This is a genomic window from Planococcus sp. PAMC 21323 (genome assembly GCF_000785555.1).
In the GTDB taxonomy this organism is placed as follows: domain Bacteria; phylum Bacillota; class Bacilli; order Bacillales_A; family Planococcaceae; genus Planococcus.
The window spans coordinates 1,523,297-1,543,490 of the sequence record NZ_CP009129.1; the positions used below are offsets into that span (position 1 = coordinate 1,523,297).

Sequence of the window (20,194 nt, forward strand, 5' to 3'; positions counted from 1 at the left end):
CACGATACGTAAAAATCGTTTTATGAAAAATCTTAAGTTTATTTTTGATCAGGTGATTAGATGACTTTTATATCAATTGAGTTTCTTTTATTTTTCGCAGGTATCGTTTTTACCTATTATTTAATCCCACACAAGTGGAGATGGATTCTTTTACTCGTTGCAAGTTATAGTTTTTACGCTACGTTGAGCGGTTACTTTGTCTTGTTACTCCTTACGAGCACAGTGTTTACTTATTTTACGGGAATAGTCATTGAAAAACAGGAAACCAAACAACAGAAGAAAAGAGTCATGCTGCTTGGTATTTGCGTATTGCTGTTTTTTCTCGGTTGGTTTAAATATTTTAATTTCCTAAATGATTCCATTCGAGCCATCTCAACATACTTGAATTGGAACTATACCCTACCGTACCAAGAAATTGTACTGCCGTTAGCTATTTCTTTTTATACATTTCAGGCAGTCAGTTATCTTGTAGACATCTCTAAAGGAAAGCAAAAAGCAGAAAGACATTACGGCTATTTCTCCATCTATTTTGCCTTTTTCCCACAACTCGTTGCGGGACCGATTGAACGTGCTAAGAAATTGCTTCCTCAATTTAAAATAGAACAAACCTTAAATTATGACAATATAAGCTATGGGATGAAGCGAATCGCCTGGGGATTTTTTAAGAAAACCTTAATTGCGGACCGACTCGCGCCAATTGTAGCGAGTGTTTACGATAGTCCAGACCCAACCGGTTCTCAAATCGTCCTAGCAACAATTTTATTCTCGGTTCAATTATACGCGGATTTTTCAGCACTTAGTGACATTGCCATTGGTTGTGCACGAATGCTTGGGATTAGACTTACCGAAAACTTTAAGCAACCGCATTTTGCCACGTCAATCGGAGATTTCTGGAATAGATGGCACATCACGCTTTCGACATGGCTTAGAGACTATATCTTTATGCCTTTATGTAAAGGAAAAAAGAAAAGAAGCGAAATTTATGTAGCTATCATCATTACGTTTTTAATAAGTGGCATTTGGCACGGAGCGGCTTGGACTTTTGTGTTGTGGGGACTTATTCACGGGTTTTACCGCGTCTTTGGAGATCACACAAAACATACTCGTGGAAAAATGGCGTCATTAGTTCAATTAGATAAAAATCCAGTAGTGCATAAATGGCTGAAAATCACGATTACGTTTCTTCTTGTATGTTTTTCTCGTGTATTTTTCCGGTCAAATTCGGTTACAGAGGCATTTGAAAATGCACGTCATTTCTTATCACCTAGCTCCTGGAATCCGTCGGGAATCATTGCGGCATTTGAAATGTTTTCTTTGCTCGATTTAGTGATTTTCAGCTTTTTCTTTATCGTGATGCAGCTGTATCATTACATCGAAAGAAAAAATACGTCAACGTGGACCTGGTTATCGCAACGCCCGGCAGTTGCTCGTTTTGCCGTGTATGTTTTAATCGTTGTCTCAGTTTTGGTGTTCGGTGCTACAGGTCAAGGATTTGTTTACGGTGGGTTTTAATCGTAAACAGACTGACTCGCAAACGAGTCAGTCCATCAGTTTAATAAAAAGAGTAAAAGATCGAAAGGATTTGCCATGGGCCGTTTATTTATTAAGTTAACTATTATCATCACTGCGGCTTTACTATTGTTTATACCTGTAAATAACTTTGTAAAGCAATCTCGGAGCTACAACATCAACGACGACATCTTGACGTTTAAAAAAGATCCATATCCAGTTGATGTTATCAATCTAGGTGCCTCTCATTCTATGTATGGCTACTATTTTAAGCCAACGGGTTTGGCTCACCTGGATTTAGCTCTGCCTGGTCAGACTCTCGAGTACGACTTTAAGTTGTTAAAAGAGTACGGCGAGTATTTGAAACCGGATGGAGTTGTCATTTTATCCATTTCTCAAATGACGTTCATAAATAGCGAGAACGAGGAAGTAGACGAAGGACGTTATTTCGAAATTTTAGATCGTTCGCAAATTGAATCGTTTCGTTTGCTGGATTATTACAAGTACATGTATCTCCCAGGAACAAATAGTGACAATTTTACTTCTGCGCTTTCAAGCAAATGGAAAGGCTTTAAATGGACTTCTCATCAATCTTGGGCAAATGACGGTAAGAACTATGCGGAAAGAAAGTCTGAATACGTAGAAGAAAACTATAGAAAAGCAGCTGAAAAAAATTACGTGGAACAAAATATAAAGCAGCTACAAGAGATAATTGCTTATTGTGAAGAGAAAGGATACGAAGTCGTACTCACTATGGAGCCCGTTCATCAAACTTATCAAGACCACTTTGACGAAGAAGTGATGAATCGACTTGTTTTTCAGCACCTAAACAAACTTGACTTAGATGTCCCGTTTTTAAATTACATGAACGATCAACGATTCGCTGACAACCAAGACTATTTTATTGATTCCGATCACTTAAACAGTGCAGGAAGAAAAGAATATTCGTGGATCGTTTATAATGACCTCAAGAAATTAGGGTATTTCTGAGTGATTGCTGGTACTAGTTATTATTGTTGAAATTTATGTAATACACGTAAACATACTAGACAGAGAGCAATGACAGTTCTGCAAAAACCTCCTAGACGACAAGAAACGTTTGTCGTCTAGGAGGCTTTTTTGTGTCCTCAATTTTTGTAGAATGAGATTAAGAAGTAATAGAAGAGTTCATTTTTCAAATCGTACTAATGTTTTTCTGGCATTTCGATTTGATCAATTGCAAAATGATAATTTACTCGAACTTACAATCTTGAATGAACTTATGTAGTCGATGCAATTGCCACTCACGTTCTTCCGTTGCCTTGTTTAACTCATTATTAAATGCGAGGTTCATTGTCTTAATCACATAATCTGTAGCCACCATTGCATGACCTCTCATATGACCTACGGCAATGGCATGTCCTATAGCCCTTGCTGCAGCCTTTGCTGTTTCTTTTTTACACTCTCTGGCTAGTTCATGAACTTTAAAGCCAGCTTTTCTAACTTGATGAACTGTTGCTTCCTGGTTTTGCCAGAGTTCAATTATTCTAATTCCATTTAGTACTTTTTCATCTTGAGGAAATTCTTGTTCAAGATATGGTAGTACACGCTCTGCGGCATCAATAGCCCATTTAGCCAACTCTATTTGATCAAGTAGTTCAGTATTATCTACAATTTCATTTCGTAATTTCATATCGTCAACAATTTTAATTTTAGGTTTACTGATCATATAAATTCTCCTAGCTTTGCAAAGTCATAGTCCATTCTACAAGTTGCTACAGTTTAATCTTTCTAGAAAAAACAATAGTTAAAGTATCCATCTATTCAGTCATTTTATCAACAGGGCATGCACCTTCCATAACTTGACTAGTTGTTATGGAAAAATCTAAAGTTCAATTTATTTTGAATTGCATAGCACATATTCAATAGTGCAAACAAAAAAGACGCAGTTTTTCTATAACAAAATTAGTGTATTAAACTGTGCTGTAAATTACTTTGAACTAGTTAACATAAAGTATCGATCTAAAAGAAGCAAGATAAAACAGACGATAAATCTAGATATTTTTGGTTGAATTAACATGTCCTATGGTAGTATAAATGAATTAAAGTTGGGAGGGATTGAGATGGAGAATAAATCAGCGTGGTTACTTATTGCGATTGGAGCTTCATTATGGGGTGTAATCGGTATTTTCGTGACCTACCTTTACGAAGTGGGTTTTACACCTATCGAAATCGTTGCTGTGCGCGTGTTAACGGCTTCTATCATTATGGTTCCTTATGTTTTTGTAAAGAATCGTCATCTATTCAAAATAAGGGTGAGAGACTCGAAGTATTTTATAGGTACCGGTATTATTAGTATTGTTTTGTTCAATTGGTGTTTGTTCAGTTCGATGAAAGAATCTTCTATTTCAATTGCCTTTATCTTGCTATATACAGCACCGGCGTTTGTAACGATTTTGTCTCGAATTTTCTTTAAAGAATCGCTTACCGCTCGCAAAGTTACGGCGTTGATAATTACCTTAGTAGGGTGTTCGCTTGTTATTGGAATCTTTTCTAGTTCTACTGCATCGATTTCGCTTTATGGATTAGTCCTTGGACTGGGATCTGGATTTTTCTATGCCCTTTACAGCATTTTCGGAAAAGCAGCATTATCAAAATATGACTCATTAACGGTAACGGTGTACACGTTTCTTTTCGCAACTGTTGCCATTGTCCCTTTCAGTGGATTGGGTTCAAAAATGTCTACACTGACTGATGTAAAAGTAATCGGACTCGTGATTGGACTTGGTTTTCTTTCTACAATGTTGCCATTCATTTTCTATACGAAAGGCCTTCAATACGTTGAGTCAAGTCGTGCTTCGATTATCGCAACAATTGAACCAGTCGTCGCTTCGGTAGTCGGGTTCTTTATTTTCAATGAAACCTTATCGACATGGCAATATATTGGCATGATTATGGTGATTAGTTCCGTCATTATTGTACAAGAATCCAAAAACGCAAAAAAATCGCTCGCAACAGTATGACCAAGCAGACGCCTGACGCATACTGTATGATAGTAGAAATTTTTTATCTTGGGAGGTAGTTGTATTGTTAAATTATCCTGCTCCTACAACTCGGAGTGAAAAATTCGATATGATTGCTGTGTTGCAAGACCGGTTGCTTGCCGCTCATGGTGAGCATATTGTTAACTAAATGGATGGAGTCGTTAGGAGTGGATTACCGGCTCGATAAATTACCAATTTAGAGCGGGAGCTTTTTATCCTAGTCACACTTTAATAAGGAGGAGTAAAATGCATATACGCAATTCAGCTAAGGCAGTCATCCATAAAGAAGGTCATGTGTTACTGACAAAAAATAAAGATGCTGAAGGGTTCTTTTATTTGTTTCCAGGCGGGGGACAAGAGCACGGGGAAGTGTTAGTCGATACCATCAAACGAGAATGCTTAGAAGAAACAGGTTATCAAGTAGCTGCAGGAGATCTCCTCTATGTACGCGAATACATAGGAAAAAATCATGAACATGCACATGATCGAGACTTTCACCAAATTGAGTTTTATTTTGTTTGTACAATCGAAGCGGGGTCAGTAGAAATACCGGTTCCAACCAATCCAGATTCACATCAAATTGGCATAGAGTGGGTAGCAATCTCTAAATTACCAGAGCTTCGTATGTACCCAAAAGAAATTGGGGTGCCAATACAACAATTTGCAGAAAACCAGAAAGCTGCAGTGTATTTAGGAGATATTAACTAAGAAAAAATCGTTTAAAGAGCAATTATGGTTTTTATTATAAATGTAGTTATCTACTTAAGGATTATTTTTTAAATTCAAATAAGGTCAATAAATAAGTTAACAATAGTAAGTCAATGAAATAATGAAGATATTCTAGTCGCAAAGTGTCGAGTATATCCTGATAAAGCTGTTAAAACAAGCAGGAATTCTTCTAAATGGCTACTGCCAACAATAACAAAAATGTTGTATAGTAATGAAGGATATAAAGAAGTGAAAGGTGTTATCAGGATATGATGCAAAACCCGAAAGGAAGAAAGCGACTGGGTCTCGCGTTGATCCTCAGTATGCTTGGAATTTTAGCGCCGCTGAATATCGATATGTATTTGCCGGCTTTTCCTGCAATCGCAGATGAACTAGATGCGCATGTGTCGTTAGTGCAGCTGAGTTTGACCGCATGTTTGATCGGACTTGCGGCTGGACAAATTGTTGTTGGGCCATTTAGTGACGCTGTCGGAAGACGAAAGCCGCTCATCATCTCTGTCATTTTGTTTGCGCTGTCGTCCGTACTATGTGCTGTAGCTCCAAACATAGAGACTTTGATTGCAGCTCGCTTTGTACAAGGTTTTACGGCTTCTGGTGGGGTGGTGTTATCGCGAGCGGTCGTTAGTGATGTGTTTACCGGACGCGAAATGACGAAGTTTTTTGCGTTGTTGATGGTAATTAATGCTGTAGCTCCGATGGCTGCACCGATTGCAGGGGGCGCAATTTTAGCTTTGCCGTTTGCAGGATGGGAAACGATTTTTTATTTTCTTGGATTCTTAGGTGTGATGATGGTGATCGTGGTGACTTTGCGCTTACCGGAAACCTTGCCTCCTGAACAACGCGTACCAAGTTCAATAGGACATTCGGTTCGGACGATGGGCAGTTTGTTTAAAGAACGCCCTTATATCGGTTACGCATTAGTGGTGGGCTTAATCCACGGTGGTAGTTTTGCCTACGTTGCCGGTACGCCATTTGTATACCAAGAGATTTACGGCGTTTCACCGCAAACCTTTAGTGTGTTGTTTGGCATTAACGGAATCGCGATGATTCTCGGTAGTTTTATCATTGGGAAGTTTGGCGGCATTGTTTCTGAGCATCGTTTGTTGCAAGGAGCGGTCATTGTAGCTGTGAGCGCGACGTTTGTTCTGTTGATCATGACCATTATCCAAGGACCACTCGCTTCACTTGTAATCTCGATTTTTATTTACATGATAGCGATTGGGATGATTTTTACGAGCTCGTTTACGTTAGCGATGAAAGGACAAGGACACCGAGCAGGGAGTGCCAGTGCCGTTGTTGGAATGTTGCCTTTAGTTGTAGGTTCGCTCGTTTCACCTTTAGTTGGAATCAACGAAACGTCAGCAATTCCCATGGGTGCGATTTTATTTGGAACTTCTATACTCGGAATGATGGCCTTTTTCTTTTTAACTGGGCATCGACAGCAAATAAAACATTGATTTGAAAACAAGGGTTGAGAATTTTTTCTCACTCTTGTTTTTATTTTCAAAAATAAAAGAAACATTCAATTAATTAAACCGTCAACTGGTTTTATTTGGTATATTAGGTAAAAGAAATTTATTTTAGGAGGGTTCTTTATTAAAAAGCTACTCGTGTTGATGATGTTACTCTTACTAACTGCCTGCGGAGACGAAACCAATCGTACAATTTTAAAGGCAGTAGTGACAACTGGGATCTGATCTATGTGGTAAACGTCACGAGTTCTGATAGCCAAGATAAAAGCGGAACGGTTATCTATACAGGTAAAGGTCAAGCACCCGAAACGGTCGATTACCAAATTACTACGTCTTCAAGTGGATCTGAGGGGACTGGAGTTGTGTTAGAAAGCGACAAAGCGGGAAGCATTGGAAAGGTCTCTTGTGAAGGCTGCACCGTTATTCAAGAAGACAAAGAGATACAAGTCGAAATTAGCTGGAATGGACAAACTGAGGAATTTGTTTTAACTAGGGATAACTAATCCGTAACGATTGATTAAGTAACTAGTAGGAGGAATCAAAATGAAGAAGTTTTTTGTTTCATTGTTTGGAGGGTTACTAATCGGCTTGCCTTTAGCGTTTTGGTGGATAGGTTATGAAACCATTAGCTATAGCCAGTTAAATGTTACGGGTGTGGACGAGGTGATTGTGCGCGAGATGGATTTTGACTTTGTTTTTTATGCTTCGTTACTCGTTGTTGCAATTGCTGCGATAATTTACTTTGTGTGGAGCTTCATTAGCAAAAAGCGTGATGAGAAGTTTTACCGAGATTATGATAAAAATCGTAAACACTCGTAAATGAATAGTAAGCAAATAAAAGCAACGGGTTTGTTACTCCTCGTTGCTTTTTTTTTTATTGAACTGTATGTTGGTACTGCTGAATGCGGTACTGACGAGGTGTTAAGCCTGTTGCTTTTTTAAAAGCTGCTTGAAACTGAGTATTACTTTTATAGCCAACTTTGCTGGAGATCTTTGAAATAGGGCTATCACTCGTACATAGCAAATATTTCGCCGTATTAATGCGACAGGAGATAATGTATTGAAGCGGACTCATGTCAGTCACTTGCTTGAACAAACGTGCTAACTGGTATTTATTTAGCTCAAATCGCTCAGCAAGCTCCTCTAACGATAGCGTCTGTGAATGGTTTTCCTCCATATAGTATTTAATCTCTTGAATCGTAGCTTCTACATTAGAGTACTCGTTTGTTTCCGGTTTAGTGGCAGAGCGGTATACAAATAACAAGATCGCGTTGATCAAGTGATGTGCCATTTGTTTGGAGTCAGCTCCAGGTTGTTCTTTTTCTAGCTGCAACTGCAAGAAGAGCGACTTTAAGTTAGCAATTTGGCTAATAGATATAATAGACGGGTAATTAGCGTAACTAGCGGGGTCTAGTGGACAAAAGGTAAGTCGGTAGCCACAATATGTGTCTGAAGCTACATATAGCTGTTCATGCCAAGAACCTGCTTGTATAAAAAGAACGGTTCCAGCTGAAGCATGATAAGTTTGTCCGTCGATCTGACAGTGTATTGTCCCATTTAACACCAATAATAATTCAACTGTATCTGGGTGATGGTGGAGCGGGACTTGCTTTGACGTTCCATCGGGGACTGAAAAAGATTGAATGCTGTGAAACAGGAAAGAATCCGTGGCTATAGGCAAGTATATCGCTCATTTCTTTTCCTTTAAGTTTAACAAGAATTGATAAGAAAATCTGTATAATACCCGTATATTTAGTAACAAATTCATTAGTTACTACAAGAATCAATAGGAACTATTTTGTGAAAGCATATTTAAAAGAGATAACTAACTAAATCTATACTAATATGAATATTATGATAATTGAAGTAAAATAAAAGTAAGATGACTACCTAATAAATGAAAGAAGGTTGAGTGAGATGAAGCAATTATGGATAAATTTACCTGTTAGCGACTTAAATCGAGCAAAGGAGTTTTTCAGCATTATTGGCGTAGCAATCATGGAAAACCAAAGTAAGACAGATCAAATGGTCGGTTTACTCGTTGGAAATCCACAAGTACAAATTATGTTATTTCAGGACGAACAATTTAAAAGGTTTACTCAAAGTGAATTAACTAACACAAACGAATCAACAGAAGTATTATTTTCAATCTCAATAGAGACTAAAGAAGAACTTGATGAGACGATTAAAAAAGTGAAAAAAGCAGGTGGATTTGTATATAGCGAACCGGTAGAGCAAAACGGATTGTACGGTGCAGGATTTGCAGATTTGGACGGACATCGGTGGAATTTGCTAGTGATGTAGTTAAACGAAGTTTGTAAGCTGAAAACTAATGTATATGGAAACATGATAATTTGTATGTACTAAAACCCAATTTATAAAAAGAAATATTACTGCAGAGTTTCATAAGCAATAAAACTCTGCAGTAAATAAAATTGTGAATCAATTAGTGAATTGTTAACAGCGTTATATAGAAAATGCTCTAAAGATGGTTAACATAGAATTTAGCTTAAAATAACAAAAAAAGGCTCAAAAACGATTCCGTCTCACTGTCTTAAGTATACTTATTAAGTGAAACACTACTTCCGATAATTTATATTATGTAAACTGAAATTAAATTTTAAGATAAGAGCCCTTTTCTTGATTGCCTCTGCCCTTACCTTAGTTCTTTTCAAAGTATATTTGTATATGGTTAAAAGTTTCGAAATTTTATAAGATCTACATTAGTAATTAAATATCAATCGAATTAAGTATTATACCTTTCTTACGTTGCATCGTTTTGTTTCAATTTAAATTTAGAATAACTACATACAAGCAATTTCAATCATTTAACTATCAGTTTTAAATTCTTCCGAAAATACACTCCGATTTTCTTCCAAGAGCTTTTTTACTTATTAAATGGCTTGCTATCTCTCGTAAAGCTTATACCACCTTGAACCTTAATAATAATACCAATAATAAAAATCCAGCACCCTTTAAGGATGCTGGATTACTTAAGTACTGCTACGTTTCATATCTCGTATCGCTTGTATTGATAGCCGAACCAGCAAGATGACACAAAGAAACAATCCGGTATAGGCTGCTGTATTCAAATATACGGCGTAAGCATTATTGATAAACTGTGCTATGGCTAATAAAGCTGCGGAAATCAGTCCAAATGTGATTCCGGAGAACAATAACACAAACCGCGAGAACAGCTGCAAGATGAAATTGGCATTGTGCTTATCAGAAAAAACATCGTGATGAAGAATCATTTTCCCACCTTCGATACGCTGGATCAATTGATCAGCGCGTTTCGGCAACTTCATCAGTTCGGGAATTAACAGGGCTAACTCTTCTTCGATTTTCTGTTTGGTTTCACGCGGTTCTTTAAAGGGCTTTTTCAAAACGGCGGTTTTGTATTTTTTTGCAAATACTTTTGCTTCAGTAAACATATCGAATTTCGGATCGATTGTGTGTAAAGTACCGTCAAGACTGATCAATGACCGAAGCGCCATTCCGACTGATGGATAAAACGATAAGCCAAACTCACGGACGATTTCAAACATCGCATGAATCAGTTCTTCGGTTTGAATTTTATCAACATACACAATCTTCAGCAGCAATTGACCAACAGATTGTTCCAGTTTCTGACGATCAATATGACTATTGTCTTCTACTAGCACGTTAATCGCGTCACAAATGACTTCTGCGTCATTTTGCTGCACACCGATGATAAAGAGGTTAAGACCATCTTGTTGTTGGGCAGCGAGACGTCCAACAGCACCAAAATCGAGTAAAATGGGCTTACCGTCTTGTTCATCGATAAAAATATTGCCTGGATGTGGATCGGCATGAAAAATACCCGAAAATAACATTTGCTCGAAAAACGAAAATAAAATCGTGCGACCAAACTCTTTTTGATCAATCCCAAACTGATCAAAAACTGCTTGCCCACGGGATATGCTTTTTCCTTTAAAATACTGCATCACGATCAAATTATCATTACAATATTCCGGATAAATATGTGGGATTTTCACCGGATAATCACTTTTTCTTAAGGCATTCGCTACTTGAATCGTGTTGCGTGTTTCAATTTCAAAGTTAATTTCTTCACGCAGTCCGTTCGCAAAGCCGATAGCTAACTCGCGAAAACCAATGTTCTCAGCCCATGTGGATTTACTCGTCACCCACTCGGCAAACTCTACGAGAATATCTAAGTCGTTACGCATCACCCCTTTAACTTCGGGACGTAATAGTTTGACGACGACTTTTTCTTGTGTCGATTTCAACACTGCTTGATGAACTTGTCCAATCGATCCTGCAGCTAAGGGCTCCATATTGAACTCTGAGAATACATCTTCTACACCAGCAGATAACGATTTCTTTAAAATCGCCGTTACTTGTTCACTGGTTAACGGTTTAACATCTTGCTGTAAAGTCTCTAATTCTTCTATAAAGACCGGTGCAAACAACTCCGTGCGCGTAGATAAAACTTGGCCAAATTTGATGAAAATTCCACCACTTTGTTCTAACGTATCACGAAATGCAATGGCGAAATCGCGGTTGCTTTCTCGGTGACGCGCGTACCTTATCGTGCGTGAAAACCCATTTCTTACGGCGATTTCCACCACTTGGCTCAATCGTTTTTGACGTCGCCAGCGATGGCGTAATCGTTGTACGATGAATTTTTGACCTGTAATCCGTTCTCCTCGCTCACCAATTTCAATTGGATCAAACAATTCAAAGAACAAGTAAAATAGCATGGAAATGAGCAACATACTGCCGACCCAAATGATTGCACTGGCATCTGCGACCGCAAATCCAATGCCTTCGCTTAAAAAGTCAGTGTGACGTAAATAGGAATACCAATAAACAAAAGTTGTTAAACTAACGCCTAATAAAACCGAAAGAATTCTCTTAGTGAAATTAACTTTCGAGCCCATTAAACGCCCGCTGACATAATAGATAAATAATGCGATCACCAATAATTCCAGCAGCATAATGAAATAAATCATGGAAGAGATTCTCCTCTCATTGCTAAACTTTAAACGAATCTAGTATTACTAATCCGATTGTCTAGTTAATAACTCCCGATCACTTATTAGCAACTGGGTTTGGCAGTTTTTTTAGTAGTTCGAGTAAGCCGTTAGGATAAAGAACGGTTTGATTACCTTCTAATTCATCAAGTGATACCCATTTAGCTTTTGTCATTTTGCCATTTTCAAAAACATTAAATGTCTCCTGGTCATAAAGATTAGCTTGTTCTAATTCCACTTCATAAACCAAAGAAATTTCGTGAAAAATTTGATTTTTTAAGGTATAAATATTCTCTAACACATCTACATAACGAACAATCGTAATACCAACACCGAGTTCTTCTTTAAACTCTCTTTGCAATGTTTTAGTCGATCGTTCGCCAAGTTCTATCGTTCCCCCAATTGGGCGATAAAAAGGACCTTCTCCACTTGAATGACGCGCAAATTGCTGTTCTACTAAAACAGAATTACCTCTTCTTAAAATCCCTAACGCGTTAGCTCTAGGTCGCGAATGTCGATTCTTTTTTTCTTCGTAGTCAGCGATAGTAGAAGAAACAATATGGAGTGAATCCCACTCTCCTTTTGACAATGTAACAATGGGATAGTTTTTAGGGAATAGTTGTCGTTTTATATCGTTTGGAGTTACGCCATTTTGATAAAGGTAGATAATTTTTTCTTGTAAGGCCTCTAAATAATGTAGTTTTTGCTCTACTAAAGCACGCCCATTTTTAAGATAGCCGGCATGACTGCAAAAAACAGATTGAAACGGAAGCGCCAATAATTTGCGCAGTGATGTTTTAATCTGTGAGATTGATTCCCCTTTCATCACAACTCGTGTTTTCGGTGATACAAACAAATCTCCAGTAAACAAACGACCCGATTCTGAATGATACAACGCCACGTGATCGTCTGCATGGCCTGGCGTATAGATTACTTGCCATTCAAGCGTGCGCGAATTTATGCATTCATTTAGAACTTGAGTACGAAAAGCTTTGCGATTTCCCCATGTGAGTTGACGATAAGCTGGATAATCGCCATCTTTATCCGTAATTTCTTGACCATATGGATGAATAAAAAATGGAACTTTATAATTTTGTTGAATCCAAGCTGCATTTCCAGTATGGTCTTCATGATGATGCGTTAAAACAACTTGATCAAAAGAAAGCTTGCATAACAGGTCTTTTAGCTCGTCCTGTATTTTCTCAGCGCCAGTATCAATCAGCATACCGTCTACTAAATATAGAAAAACTTTACTACGGGTTTCTTCTAAAATTGCTTCCATACACACAACTTGTTCATGTTCATAAACTTTTAGCATGCTGAATCCCCCCTGAATCATAAACTCTCTTTTCTATTATGATACAGACTTTATCGAGTAGCTGCTATAGCTTTGATCATGTACTTTTAGTGTTATTCACTTTTCTTGTTGACGGGTTTGATTTTATGTGTTAATTCCTTAAGTAGTTTGTTACATATCTTAAGAAATAGAGATGTTATGTCTCTTTAAGTCCCAACTTTATTAGTAAATCGTCAAATTCTTTTTTATTGTTTACAACTATTGGTTTTTCTTGCACCGCTCCTAACTTCATCATAAATTCAGGTTTCATTGTGTCTTCAAAATAGCGGTTCCATTTGAACATTTTCTGCAACATAACAAAACTAGGGTGATAATTGGCTGCTTCCTTCCCTGCTACTTGTTTAATATAGCGAATAATAAACCGTAACGTTCTTGTATGATATGGAATATCTAAAAAGATTACCTGATCTGCTTGATAGATCGCTTTGTCAGTCCACCCAAAATGCACACCTTCGATAATCCAATCAGACTGCTCTAATGCTTCTGAAAACTGGGCATTTCTTATTGATGCATGGTTTCGAACATCCCCCTTTTTGTGACGTTGCCAAACGAAACTATCTGTTTCAAAATGTGGAATCTGTAAATTTTGAGACAATCGACGGGCTAAAGACGTTTTCCCGCTCCCGACAGAACCAATAATATAAATCTTCACGATTCAGCCGCCTTTTTTACACGCTCTATCAATTCCAGAACTTCTTGCTTGCTGCTATTTTGCGCATCAAGCTTAAGTAAAGTTCTGCCGATCAAGTTTGCCCCTCGATTTGAACCACTGTAAACGAATAAAGTTTGATTATGATCTAGCTTTTTAAAAACAAAGCTCAATGTAATTTGAAACAAGCCCGCTGGGACAAAATAAAGGTCTTTTTGTTTAAAGTCAGGTCTATCTACATAACTAGTAACTTCCATCACGTAATTCACTACACGGCCTTTTATGCGGTTTTGTTGTGCGTATTTCGAGCCTACTTGATTAGGGTGTCCTTCGATTAATTGATGCTTTTCAAGTTGAGGCATAATAGTTTGTAGCCTGGCGTCTGAAAACAATGTCCATACATCTTCGATTGATGCGTTAATTAGTTGTTGTTCCGTCCATTCAACCATCCCACCCCACTCTCCTTTTAGCTTTTCAGCGCTTCTTCTTTTACCCGATCCATAAATGTCATGACAGTTTGCTGTCGCGTCTTTTTACTACCAGACAATAACATCACCTTCCCGAGTAAACCTTTGCCTTTATTCAATCCTTCGTAGACGAACGTTGTTTGATTTTCATTTTCTTTCCTCAACGTAAACGAATAAAACACATCGAAACTTTGACCCATTTCAAACTGTGTTTGTTTCAGCTTTTTATCTGACATATCTTCATAGCCAACGGTCTCCACAATATAGGTTTGCAATTGACCGCCTTCGTGATAGCTTTGAGCATGTTTTGCGCCCAATTCATTATTATTGTTTTCGAGTAAAATATGTTCTTCAACTTTTGGCATTAATCGTTTAATGTTTTCGTCTTGGAATAAACGCCATACCTTTTCGATATTTGCGTTAATCGTCATTTCTTCTTTCCATTTAACCATTCGTGCGCCTCCTCGAAATATGTATATTTGTTAGTATCTCATGTGTGATCAGAACATTCACGTCGCTTGTATTAATTCCGCTCATCTTTATAATAAGAAATGAACGGAGTGATTAGATGAAAACTGCAACTATACTTCTATTATTTATCTTAGCCATGCAAGCCATTCTTGCAGCAAACGCGTTGATCTTTGACGGAGTGCTAGGAGATTTAGTGTTTTGGTTCAATTCGTCCTTATTCATGGCTGCATTAGCTGTTTATGTATACCGGATGGACAAAGACAAATCACAGGTTAAAAACAAATAATCAACAGTTAAAACGATCCCACTAATCAAGCATACGACTAGAGGGATCGTTTTATACGCTGAATTTTCACCAGGAAAATACAATAAGTATTTAGACCTTCAACTGGAAGATTAATAAAAGAAGCACCCCAAATCGAAAAGGTTTCAAAAACCTTGTGAATTGGGGTGCTTTTATGTTTTAAATTTAAATTATGAATTCTATACAGCTAATTTTGCTATTTACGTCCCGCTCATCACTTTTTCAAGATGACTAACTTGGTTGTACTTTTCGATCACCCAATTGCGATGATCAAATTGAATATGGCTAAAACAAGCATTCAGCAATCTTGTTTTGCCAGAACCGATTTCACCATTTGATAATGTGCCTAGTAATGCGTTTATGACACCCCCGTGAGAAACGAGTAACACCCGCTTGTTTGGGTAGCGTTCATGAATGGTTTGCAGTCCCGAACTCAAGCGCTCAGCAAACAACTGATTATCTTCTTGGTTTGGATAATGACGATTTGGAAACGTTAATGCCCGCTCCTCGTAAGTCATGCCTTCAGCATCGCCAAAATGCTTTTCTTCAAACTCCGACATCTCAACAAGCGGCAAGTGTAGTTGCTCGTTTATAAGTCTAGCAGTCTCTCTAGCACGTTTGAGAGGACTGGTAATAATAACATCCCAACCAGAACTAGTTAAATAGGTCGCACAAAGCCTGGCTTGTTTCATGCCTTCTGTATTTAAAGGGATATCGGTTTTGCCTTGAATCTTTCCTTGTACATTCCAATCCGTTTCTCCGTGCCTTATTAAACAAATCCTAGTCATCTACTTCACCTCTTTATTTATGCGAATGATTTGACTAGTTTAGCATAAATAAAGAATAGACTCATTAAATAAGCGCTAAAATCCTATCAAGTCAATCAACTGGAAATCATTTAATGTTATTCGATTGCCGCAACCTTTACACGTAAAACTCAATTCAAAGTCGATGGTTTCAGCATAAGCATTTCGGTCAAGTTCTGCTTCAAGTAGTTCTTTACGTTCTTTATCTGTAATTGCTTTCCCGAGCTTAGATACTAAATCATCTTGAATATTTTCAATCACTTGGCTTTTCCAACTGACACCTACTTGAAAGCTTTGCGAATTGGAATGAATGCTTATTTCTCCATTTTGACCAGGCGATCGAAACTTTCCAATCGTTTCGCATTCTTCACAAATAATCTGAATATCCATCTATTCTCCCCCTTTACTAAGCAATTAAAAATATAAATTTATAATTATCTGATTATAAAGAGAAAATGTGGAGAAACTGTCGAGATATTGTTTTTCTTGGTTGCGGGTAGTGAATTGATGGATATATACCTTATGTAAATAGCTACAAAACTTGATTAAACTGACGAAAAAAATCCGCATTTTTAATGGTATCCATTTCAAGGTGTCCCCTTTCATAAATTTCCAAGTCAATACTCTACACATTCACCTCTTCCACTACTTAAATTCAAATAACCCTGGCTTGTTGTTTATACATTATTTAATACCCCGCTTTTAAGGAGTAAAAACTAAAAAAAACAGATCCAAGGTTTCCCTCAGAGCGGTTTTAGTTATGCGATTATTCTTTTTTTCAGTGTCCCAGCAACGAGTGCCGTAACAACAGAACCGATTAAAATAGCTGTAATGTACAGTAGGATGTTCGGTATACCGCCGTCTACTAATCCGATCACAAAGATTCCGCCGTGTGGTGCGCGTAATGCTATATCAAACAACATAACAAGCGCGCCTGTCACGGATGCCCCTGCAACCGTAGCGGGAATCACACGTGCCGGGTCTGCTGCGGCAAACGGGATAACGCCTTCGGTGATAAAGCAAGCGCCGAGAACATAAGCCGTCTTCCCTGCTTCACGTTCGGGTTTTGTAAATTTGTTTTTAAACAAACTTGTGGCTATCGCTAAACCAAGTGGTGGCACCATACCAGCTGCCATAACTGCTGCCATGAAGTTGAAGTTTTCCGCATCTAACATCGCCAGCCCAAATGTGTAAGCTGCTTTGTTGATAGGACCACCCATATCAATCGCCATCATGCCACCTAGTAATAATCCGACAAGTATTAAGTTTGTCCCACCTAAACTTTCAAGGAAAGAAGAAATCCCAGTATATACTTTTGTCAGTTGTGGATTGACTAGCATCATGATAATGCCTGTAATTGCAATTGCAAACACTGGGAAAAACAATACCGGTTTTAATCCTTCTAGAGAGTTAGGCAACCTAGAAAACATTTTCTTCACAAAAAGTGTCACATAACCTGCCAGAAATCCGGCAATCAATCCACCCAAAAATCCAGATCCTCCACTTGCCCCTTCAACACCTGTTACTGTAATGGCGATTAATCCCCCAATCATACCCGGTGCAAACCCAGGACGGTCGGCAATGCTCATTGCGATAAAGCCGGCGAGTACCGGAACCATTAAGAAGAACGCTTTCCCGCCTCCGATGGTGCTTAACATTGCCGCAAATTCATTGTATTCAGGACTATCGGGATTGCCTGCATTGATGCCCCAGAAAAACGAAATAGCAATGAGGATCCCACCACCGACGACAAACGGCAACATATTCGATACACCATTCATTAAATGTTTATAAAAGCCGCCTTTGCTGTCCCCCGCATCCGCGTCTTCTTTAGATTGCACGTGCGTATACGTTGGAGCATCTCCTGTTACCGCTCGGTTTAGTAATTGGTCTGTTTCATAAATCGCTTTCCCCACCGCAGTTTGAATGACCAGCTTGCCGTCAAAACGACTCATTTCCACTTTCGTGTCAGCTGCGACAATAATAGCATCCGCTCCAGCAATGTCTTCAGCAGTCAATCGGTTTTTAGCACCGCTTGAACCGTTTGTTTCCACTTTAATTGAAATGCCCAATTCTTTAGCTCGTTCATTTAATTTTTCTGCGGCCATATATGTATGTGCAATGCCTGTTGGACACGCCGTCACTGCTAAAATCTTCTTTTGTGTGGCGTCTACAGACGTTTGTTCGACTTCATCTTCTGGTTGGTCGACCGCTGCTTCTTTTTTAGAGACAATCTCGACTATTTCTTGTTTTGATTGCGCAGCTAATATATTTCCGCGGAACTTCTCATCCATTAAAAATGTGGCCAGGCGCGACAAAGCCTCGAGATGTTCATCGTTTGCCCCTTCGCTTGCGGCAATCATAAAGAACAAATGACTCGGCTGCCCATCTAGCGATTCAAAATCAAGTCCTTTTGGCGAACGGCCAAACGCAATCGCTGGAAATTTAACTGCAGATGACTTGGCATGAGGAATCGCAATGCCATCACCAATCCCTGTCGTACTCTGACTTTCACGTTCTAAAATGGCTTTTGTGAAAGCTTGTTTATCGGTTAATTTACCGGCACGGTCTAATTGGTTCGCTAATTCTTCCAAAACCTGTTGTTTTGTTTTAGCTGATAAGTCTAAAATGATGGTTTGTTCCGTTAACAGCTGTGTGATTTTCATCCTGTCACATCCTTATCTTCAAATGGGTAAACTTCTATTTGATCGATCAATTTCGTCACATCTTCTTTTTGACATAGATCGGATTGAAAAGCCGTTGCACTGCCACTGGCAACACCAAAACGGAAGGCTTTTGCTGCATCTCCATGTTCTGCGTATGAAGCGATAAATCCAGAGACGACAGAATCTCCAGCTCCAACTGTATTTACGACATTTCCTTTTGGTGCTTTTGCGATAAGCGCAGTTTTCTCAGAGACGAGCATGGCACCATCGCCTCCCATAGATACGACCACGTGTTCAGTGCCACTTGCGACCAATTTGCGGGCATACTCATACACTTCAGTCATACTAGTAATTTCAACTCCAAACAACTCGCCAAGCTCTTGTTGATTGGGCTTAAACAAAAATACAGGTGTATTCAGTAGGCTTTTTAGTATAGGCCCCGACGTATCGAGTACAAACCGAATATTTTTGTTTTCACAAATTCTAGCGAGCTTTAAAAAATAATCTGTTGGAATTGTGTTTGGCAAGGTACCGGCTAACACAAACCAGTCTCCTTTGTTCATGGTGTGAACTTTTGTTAACAAAGCTTGTAACTGATCTGGACCTAACTCAGGCCCTGGACCGTTTAATTCGGTTTCAGTTGCTGATTTGATTTTGACGTTAATGCGCGTAACTTCTGCCGTTTCGATAAAATCTGTTTCCACGCCTTCATTTTTCAAATACTCTTCTATATAACGTCCTGTAAAGCCACCAGCAAATCCGAGCGCTTTGTTTGCGACGCCAAACCGTTTTAATACGCGAGAGACATTTATGCCTTTCCCCCCCGGATAATAATACACACGGTTTGTCCGGTTTAACTTCCCGTTGTCGAATTCAGGTAAATACGCGGTATAATCAATAGAGGGTGCCATGGTGCACGTATAAATCATGATTTCGCCACCTTTACAATTGTCTTTTTTTCGAGTACAGCATTGGCTTCTTGAGTAATTTCATCTACAATTAAGGTGGCATGTTCTAGGTCCATAATTTTAGCAAAGCTGATTTTATTATTTTTGGAGTGATCCGCGAGTACGAACGTCTTTCTCGATAACGAACTTGCCATTTTTTTGACGGCCGCTTCTTCTGGGTCTGGTGTCGTATAGCCATACTCTGGATGAAATCCATTAATACCGAGGAAACACACATCAAACCGGTAGTTCTGCAAAGCTTGAATCGTCTGTGATCCAACAAACGCACCTGTACGAGGTTTCATTAAGCCACCTGTTAAATAGGTGGTAATGCCTTGGTTGTTTAGTGCCTCGACAAGCGTTAAGCCATTTGTCACGACAACAAGGTCTTTATCTTTCAAAAACGGAATCATTTGAAAGGTTGTGGTACCGGCATCTAGATAAACGCTATCGCCTTGGTGTATAAAGGATGCAGCTAACTTCGCAATTTCAATTTTTTCAGTTAATAATTGTGTTGATTTGTCTAAAATGCTCGGTTCTAGCAAGTTTTTTCCAGTGAGCGTTGCGCCGCCGAAAACACGTTCCAACTTTCCGGCGTGTTCAAGGTCGACTAAATCTCTTCGGATCGTTGATTCAGATGCGCCGGTCGATTCAACAAGTTCTTGAATTTTGACTGTTTGTTTTTCTTCTAGTAATTGCATAATAAAGAGATGTCGTTCGTTCGTTAGCACATTTTCACCCTCTTTTTAATAGTTTAAAAGTTCTGTTAAAGAGAT

21 protein-coding genes are annotated in these 20,194 nt (G+C 38.6%); 9 read left to right on the top strand and 12 right to left on the bottom strand.

The window, feature by feature from the left end:
* Positions 1-60 precede the first annotated feature (60 nt).
* Both PLANO_RS07665 and PLANO_RS07670 read left to right on the top strand, forming a co-directional pair.
* A complete protein-coding gene (locus PLANO_RS07665) occupies positions 61-1,512 on the top strand; it encodes an MBOAT family O-acyltransferase (protein ID WP_038703884.1) in 1,452 nt (483 codons plus the stop codon).
* 75 nt (positions 1,513-1,587) lie between these two features.
* Entirely contained in the window at positions 1,588-2,499 is a 912-nt protein-coding gene (locus PLANO_RS07670) for a hypothetical protein (RefSeq protein ID WP_038703885.1), read from the top strand.
* Between the two features lie 241 nt (positions 2,500-2,740).
* On the opposite strand, the gene PLANO_RS07675 is transcribed toward PLANO_RS07670, so the two are convergent.
* Positions 2,741-3,217 carry a putative immunity protein gene (locus PLANO_RS07675; RefSeq protein WP_052124298.1) on the bottom strand — a complete coding sequence of 159 codons (477 nt, stop codon included), beginning with the start codon at positions 3,215-3,217 and terminating at the stop codon, positions 2,741-2,743.
* Between the two features lie 394 nt (positions 3,218-3,611).
* Between PLANO_RS07675 and PLANO_RS07680 the strand changes: the two genes are divergently transcribed.
* The 5 genes from PLANO_RS07680 to PLANO_RS07700 all read left to right on the top strand — a co-directional run bounded on the left by PLANO_RS07680 (position 3,612) and on the right by PLANO_RS07700 (position 7,552).
* Positions 3,612-4,511, top strand: coding sequence for a DMT family transporter (locus PLANO_RS07680; protein ID WP_038703886.1), 900 nt, complete (start codon positions 3,612-3,614; stop codon positions 4,509-4,511).
* 267 nt (positions 4,512-4,778) lie between these two features.
* A complete protein-coding gene (locus PLANO_RS07685) occupies positions 4,779-5,240 on the top strand; it encodes an NUDIX domain-containing protein (RefSeq protein WP_038703887.1) in 462 nt (153 codons plus the stop codon).
* Positions 5,241-5,509: 269 nt separating this feature from the next.
* Positions 5,510-6,718, top strand: a complete 1,209-nt coding sequence (locus PLANO_RS07690) for a Bcr/CflA family efflux MFS transporter (protein ID WP_038703888.1) — start codon at positions 5,510-5,512, stop codon at positions 6,716-6,718.
* A gap of 245 nt (positions 6,719-6,963) precedes the next feature.
* Complete coding sequence (locus PLANO_RS07695) at positions 6,964-7,236, top strand: hypothetical protein (protein WP_231554763.1); 273 nt, start codon at positions 6,964-6,966, stop codon at positions 7,234-7,236.
* A 40-nt stretch (positions 7,237-7,276) separates the two neighbouring features.
* Entirely contained in the window at positions 7,277-7,552 is a 276-nt protein-coding gene (locus PLANO_RS07700) for a hypothetical protein (protein WP_038703889.1), read from the top strand.
* Between the two features lie 55 nt (positions 7,553-7,607).
* On the opposite strand, the gene PLANO_RS07705 is transcribed toward PLANO_RS07700, so the two are convergent.
* Entirely contained in the window at positions 7,608-8,414 is an 807-nt protein-coding gene (locus tag PLANO_RS07705) for an AraC family transcriptional regulator (protein WP_038703890.1), read from the bottom strand.
* A gap of 236 nt (positions 8,415-8,650) precedes the next feature.
* Here PLANO_RS07705 and PLANO_RS07710 point away from each other — a divergent pair, with 236 nt between their 5' ends.
* Positions 8,651-9,037, top strand: coding sequence for a VOC family protein (locus PLANO_RS07710; protein ID WP_038703891.1), 387 nt, complete (start codon positions 8,651-8,653; stop codon positions 9,035-9,037).
* A 689-nt stretch (positions 9,038-9,726) separates the two neighbouring features.
* On the opposite strand, the gene PLANO_RS07715 is transcribed toward PLANO_RS07710, so the two are convergent.
* From PLANO_RS07715 to PLANO_RS07735, 5 genes are all read right to left on the bottom strand, one after another.
* On the bottom strand, positions 9,727-11,730 hold the full coding sequence (locus PLANO_RS07715) for an ABC1 kinase family protein (protein ID WP_038703892.1): 2,004 nt from the start codon (positions 11,728-11,730) through the stop codon (positions 9,727-9,729).
* Between the two features lie 79 nt (positions 11,731-11,809).
* Positions 11,810-13,069, bottom strand: a complete 1,260-nt coding sequence (locus PLANO_RS15835; protein ID WP_081976640.1) for an MBL fold metallo-hydrolase — start codon at positions 13,067-13,069, stop codon at positions 11,810-11,812.
* A gap of 175 nt (positions 13,070-13,244) precedes the next feature.
* Complete coding sequence (locus tag PLANO_RS07725) at positions 13,245-13,760, bottom strand: P-loop NTPase family protein (RefSeq protein ID WP_052124300.1); 516 nt, start codon at positions 13,758-13,760, stop codon at positions 13,245-13,247.
* On the bottom strand, positions 13,757-14,206 hold the full coding sequence (locus PLANO_RS07730; RefSeq protein WP_038703894.1) for an SRPBCC family protein: 450 nt from the start codon (positions 14,204-14,206) through the stop codon (positions 13,757-13,759). The genes PLANO_RS07725 and PLANO_RS07730 overlap by 4 nt, the downstream gene beginning before the upstream one ends.
* Positions 14,207-14,223: 17 nt before the next feature.
* Positions 14,224-14,676 carry an SRPBCC family protein gene (locus PLANO_RS07735; protein WP_038703895.1) on the bottom strand — a complete coding sequence of 151 codons (453 nt, stop codon included), beginning with the start codon at positions 14,674-14,676 and terminating at the stop codon, positions 14,224-14,226.
* Positions 14,677-14,792: 116 nt separating this feature from the next.
* Between PLANO_RS07735 and PLANO_RS07740 the strand changes: the two genes are divergently transcribed.
* On the top strand, positions 14,793-14,981 hold the full coding sequence (locus tag PLANO_RS07740; protein ID WP_038703896.1) for a hypothetical protein: 189 nt from the start codon (positions 14,793-14,795) through the stop codon (positions 14,979-14,981).
* A 218-nt stretch (positions 14,982-15,199) separates the two neighbouring features.
* Here PLANO_RS07740 and PLANO_RS07745 read toward each other — a convergent pair whose 3' ends face one another.
* The 5 genes from PLANO_RS07745 to PLANO_RS07765 all read right to left on the bottom strand — a co-directional run bounded on the left by PLANO_RS07745 (position 15,200) and on the right by PLANO_RS07765 (position 20,149).
* Positions 15,200-15,787, bottom strand: coding sequence for a histidine phosphatase family protein (locus PLANO_RS07745; RefSeq protein WP_038703897.1), 588 nt, complete (start codon positions 15,785-15,787; stop codon positions 15,200-15,202).
* A gap of 75 nt (positions 15,788-15,862) precedes the next feature.
* Positions 15,863-16,195 (bottom strand): hypothetical protein, encoded by a 333-nt coding sequence (locus PLANO_RS07750; protein ID WP_038703898.1) that lies wholly within the window; start codon positions 16,193-16,195, stop codon positions 15,863-15,865.
* Positions 16,196-16,563: 368 nt separating this feature from the next.
* On the bottom strand, positions 16,564-18,471 hold the full coding sequence (locus PLANO_RS07755; protein ID WP_038703899.1) for a PTS fructose transporter subunit IIABC: 1,908 nt from the start codon (positions 18,469-18,471) through the stop codon (positions 16,564-16,566).
* Positions 18,468-19,400 (bottom strand): 1-phosphofructokinase, encoded by a 933-nt coding sequence (pfkB, locus tag PLANO_RS07760; protein WP_038703900.1) that lies wholly within the window; start codon positions 19,398-19,400, stop codon positions 18,468-18,470. The genes PLANO_RS07755 and pfkB overlap by 4 nt, the downstream gene beginning before the upstream one ends.
* Positions 19,397-20,149, bottom strand: coding sequence for a DeoR/GlpR family DNA-binding transcription regulator (locus PLANO_RS07765; RefSeq protein WP_038703901.1), 753 nt, complete (start codon positions 20,147-20,149; stop codon positions 19,397-19,399). Before PLANO_RS07765 ends, pfkB begins: the two co-directional genes overlap by 4 nt.
* Positions 20,150-20,194: the final 45 nt, after the last annotated feature.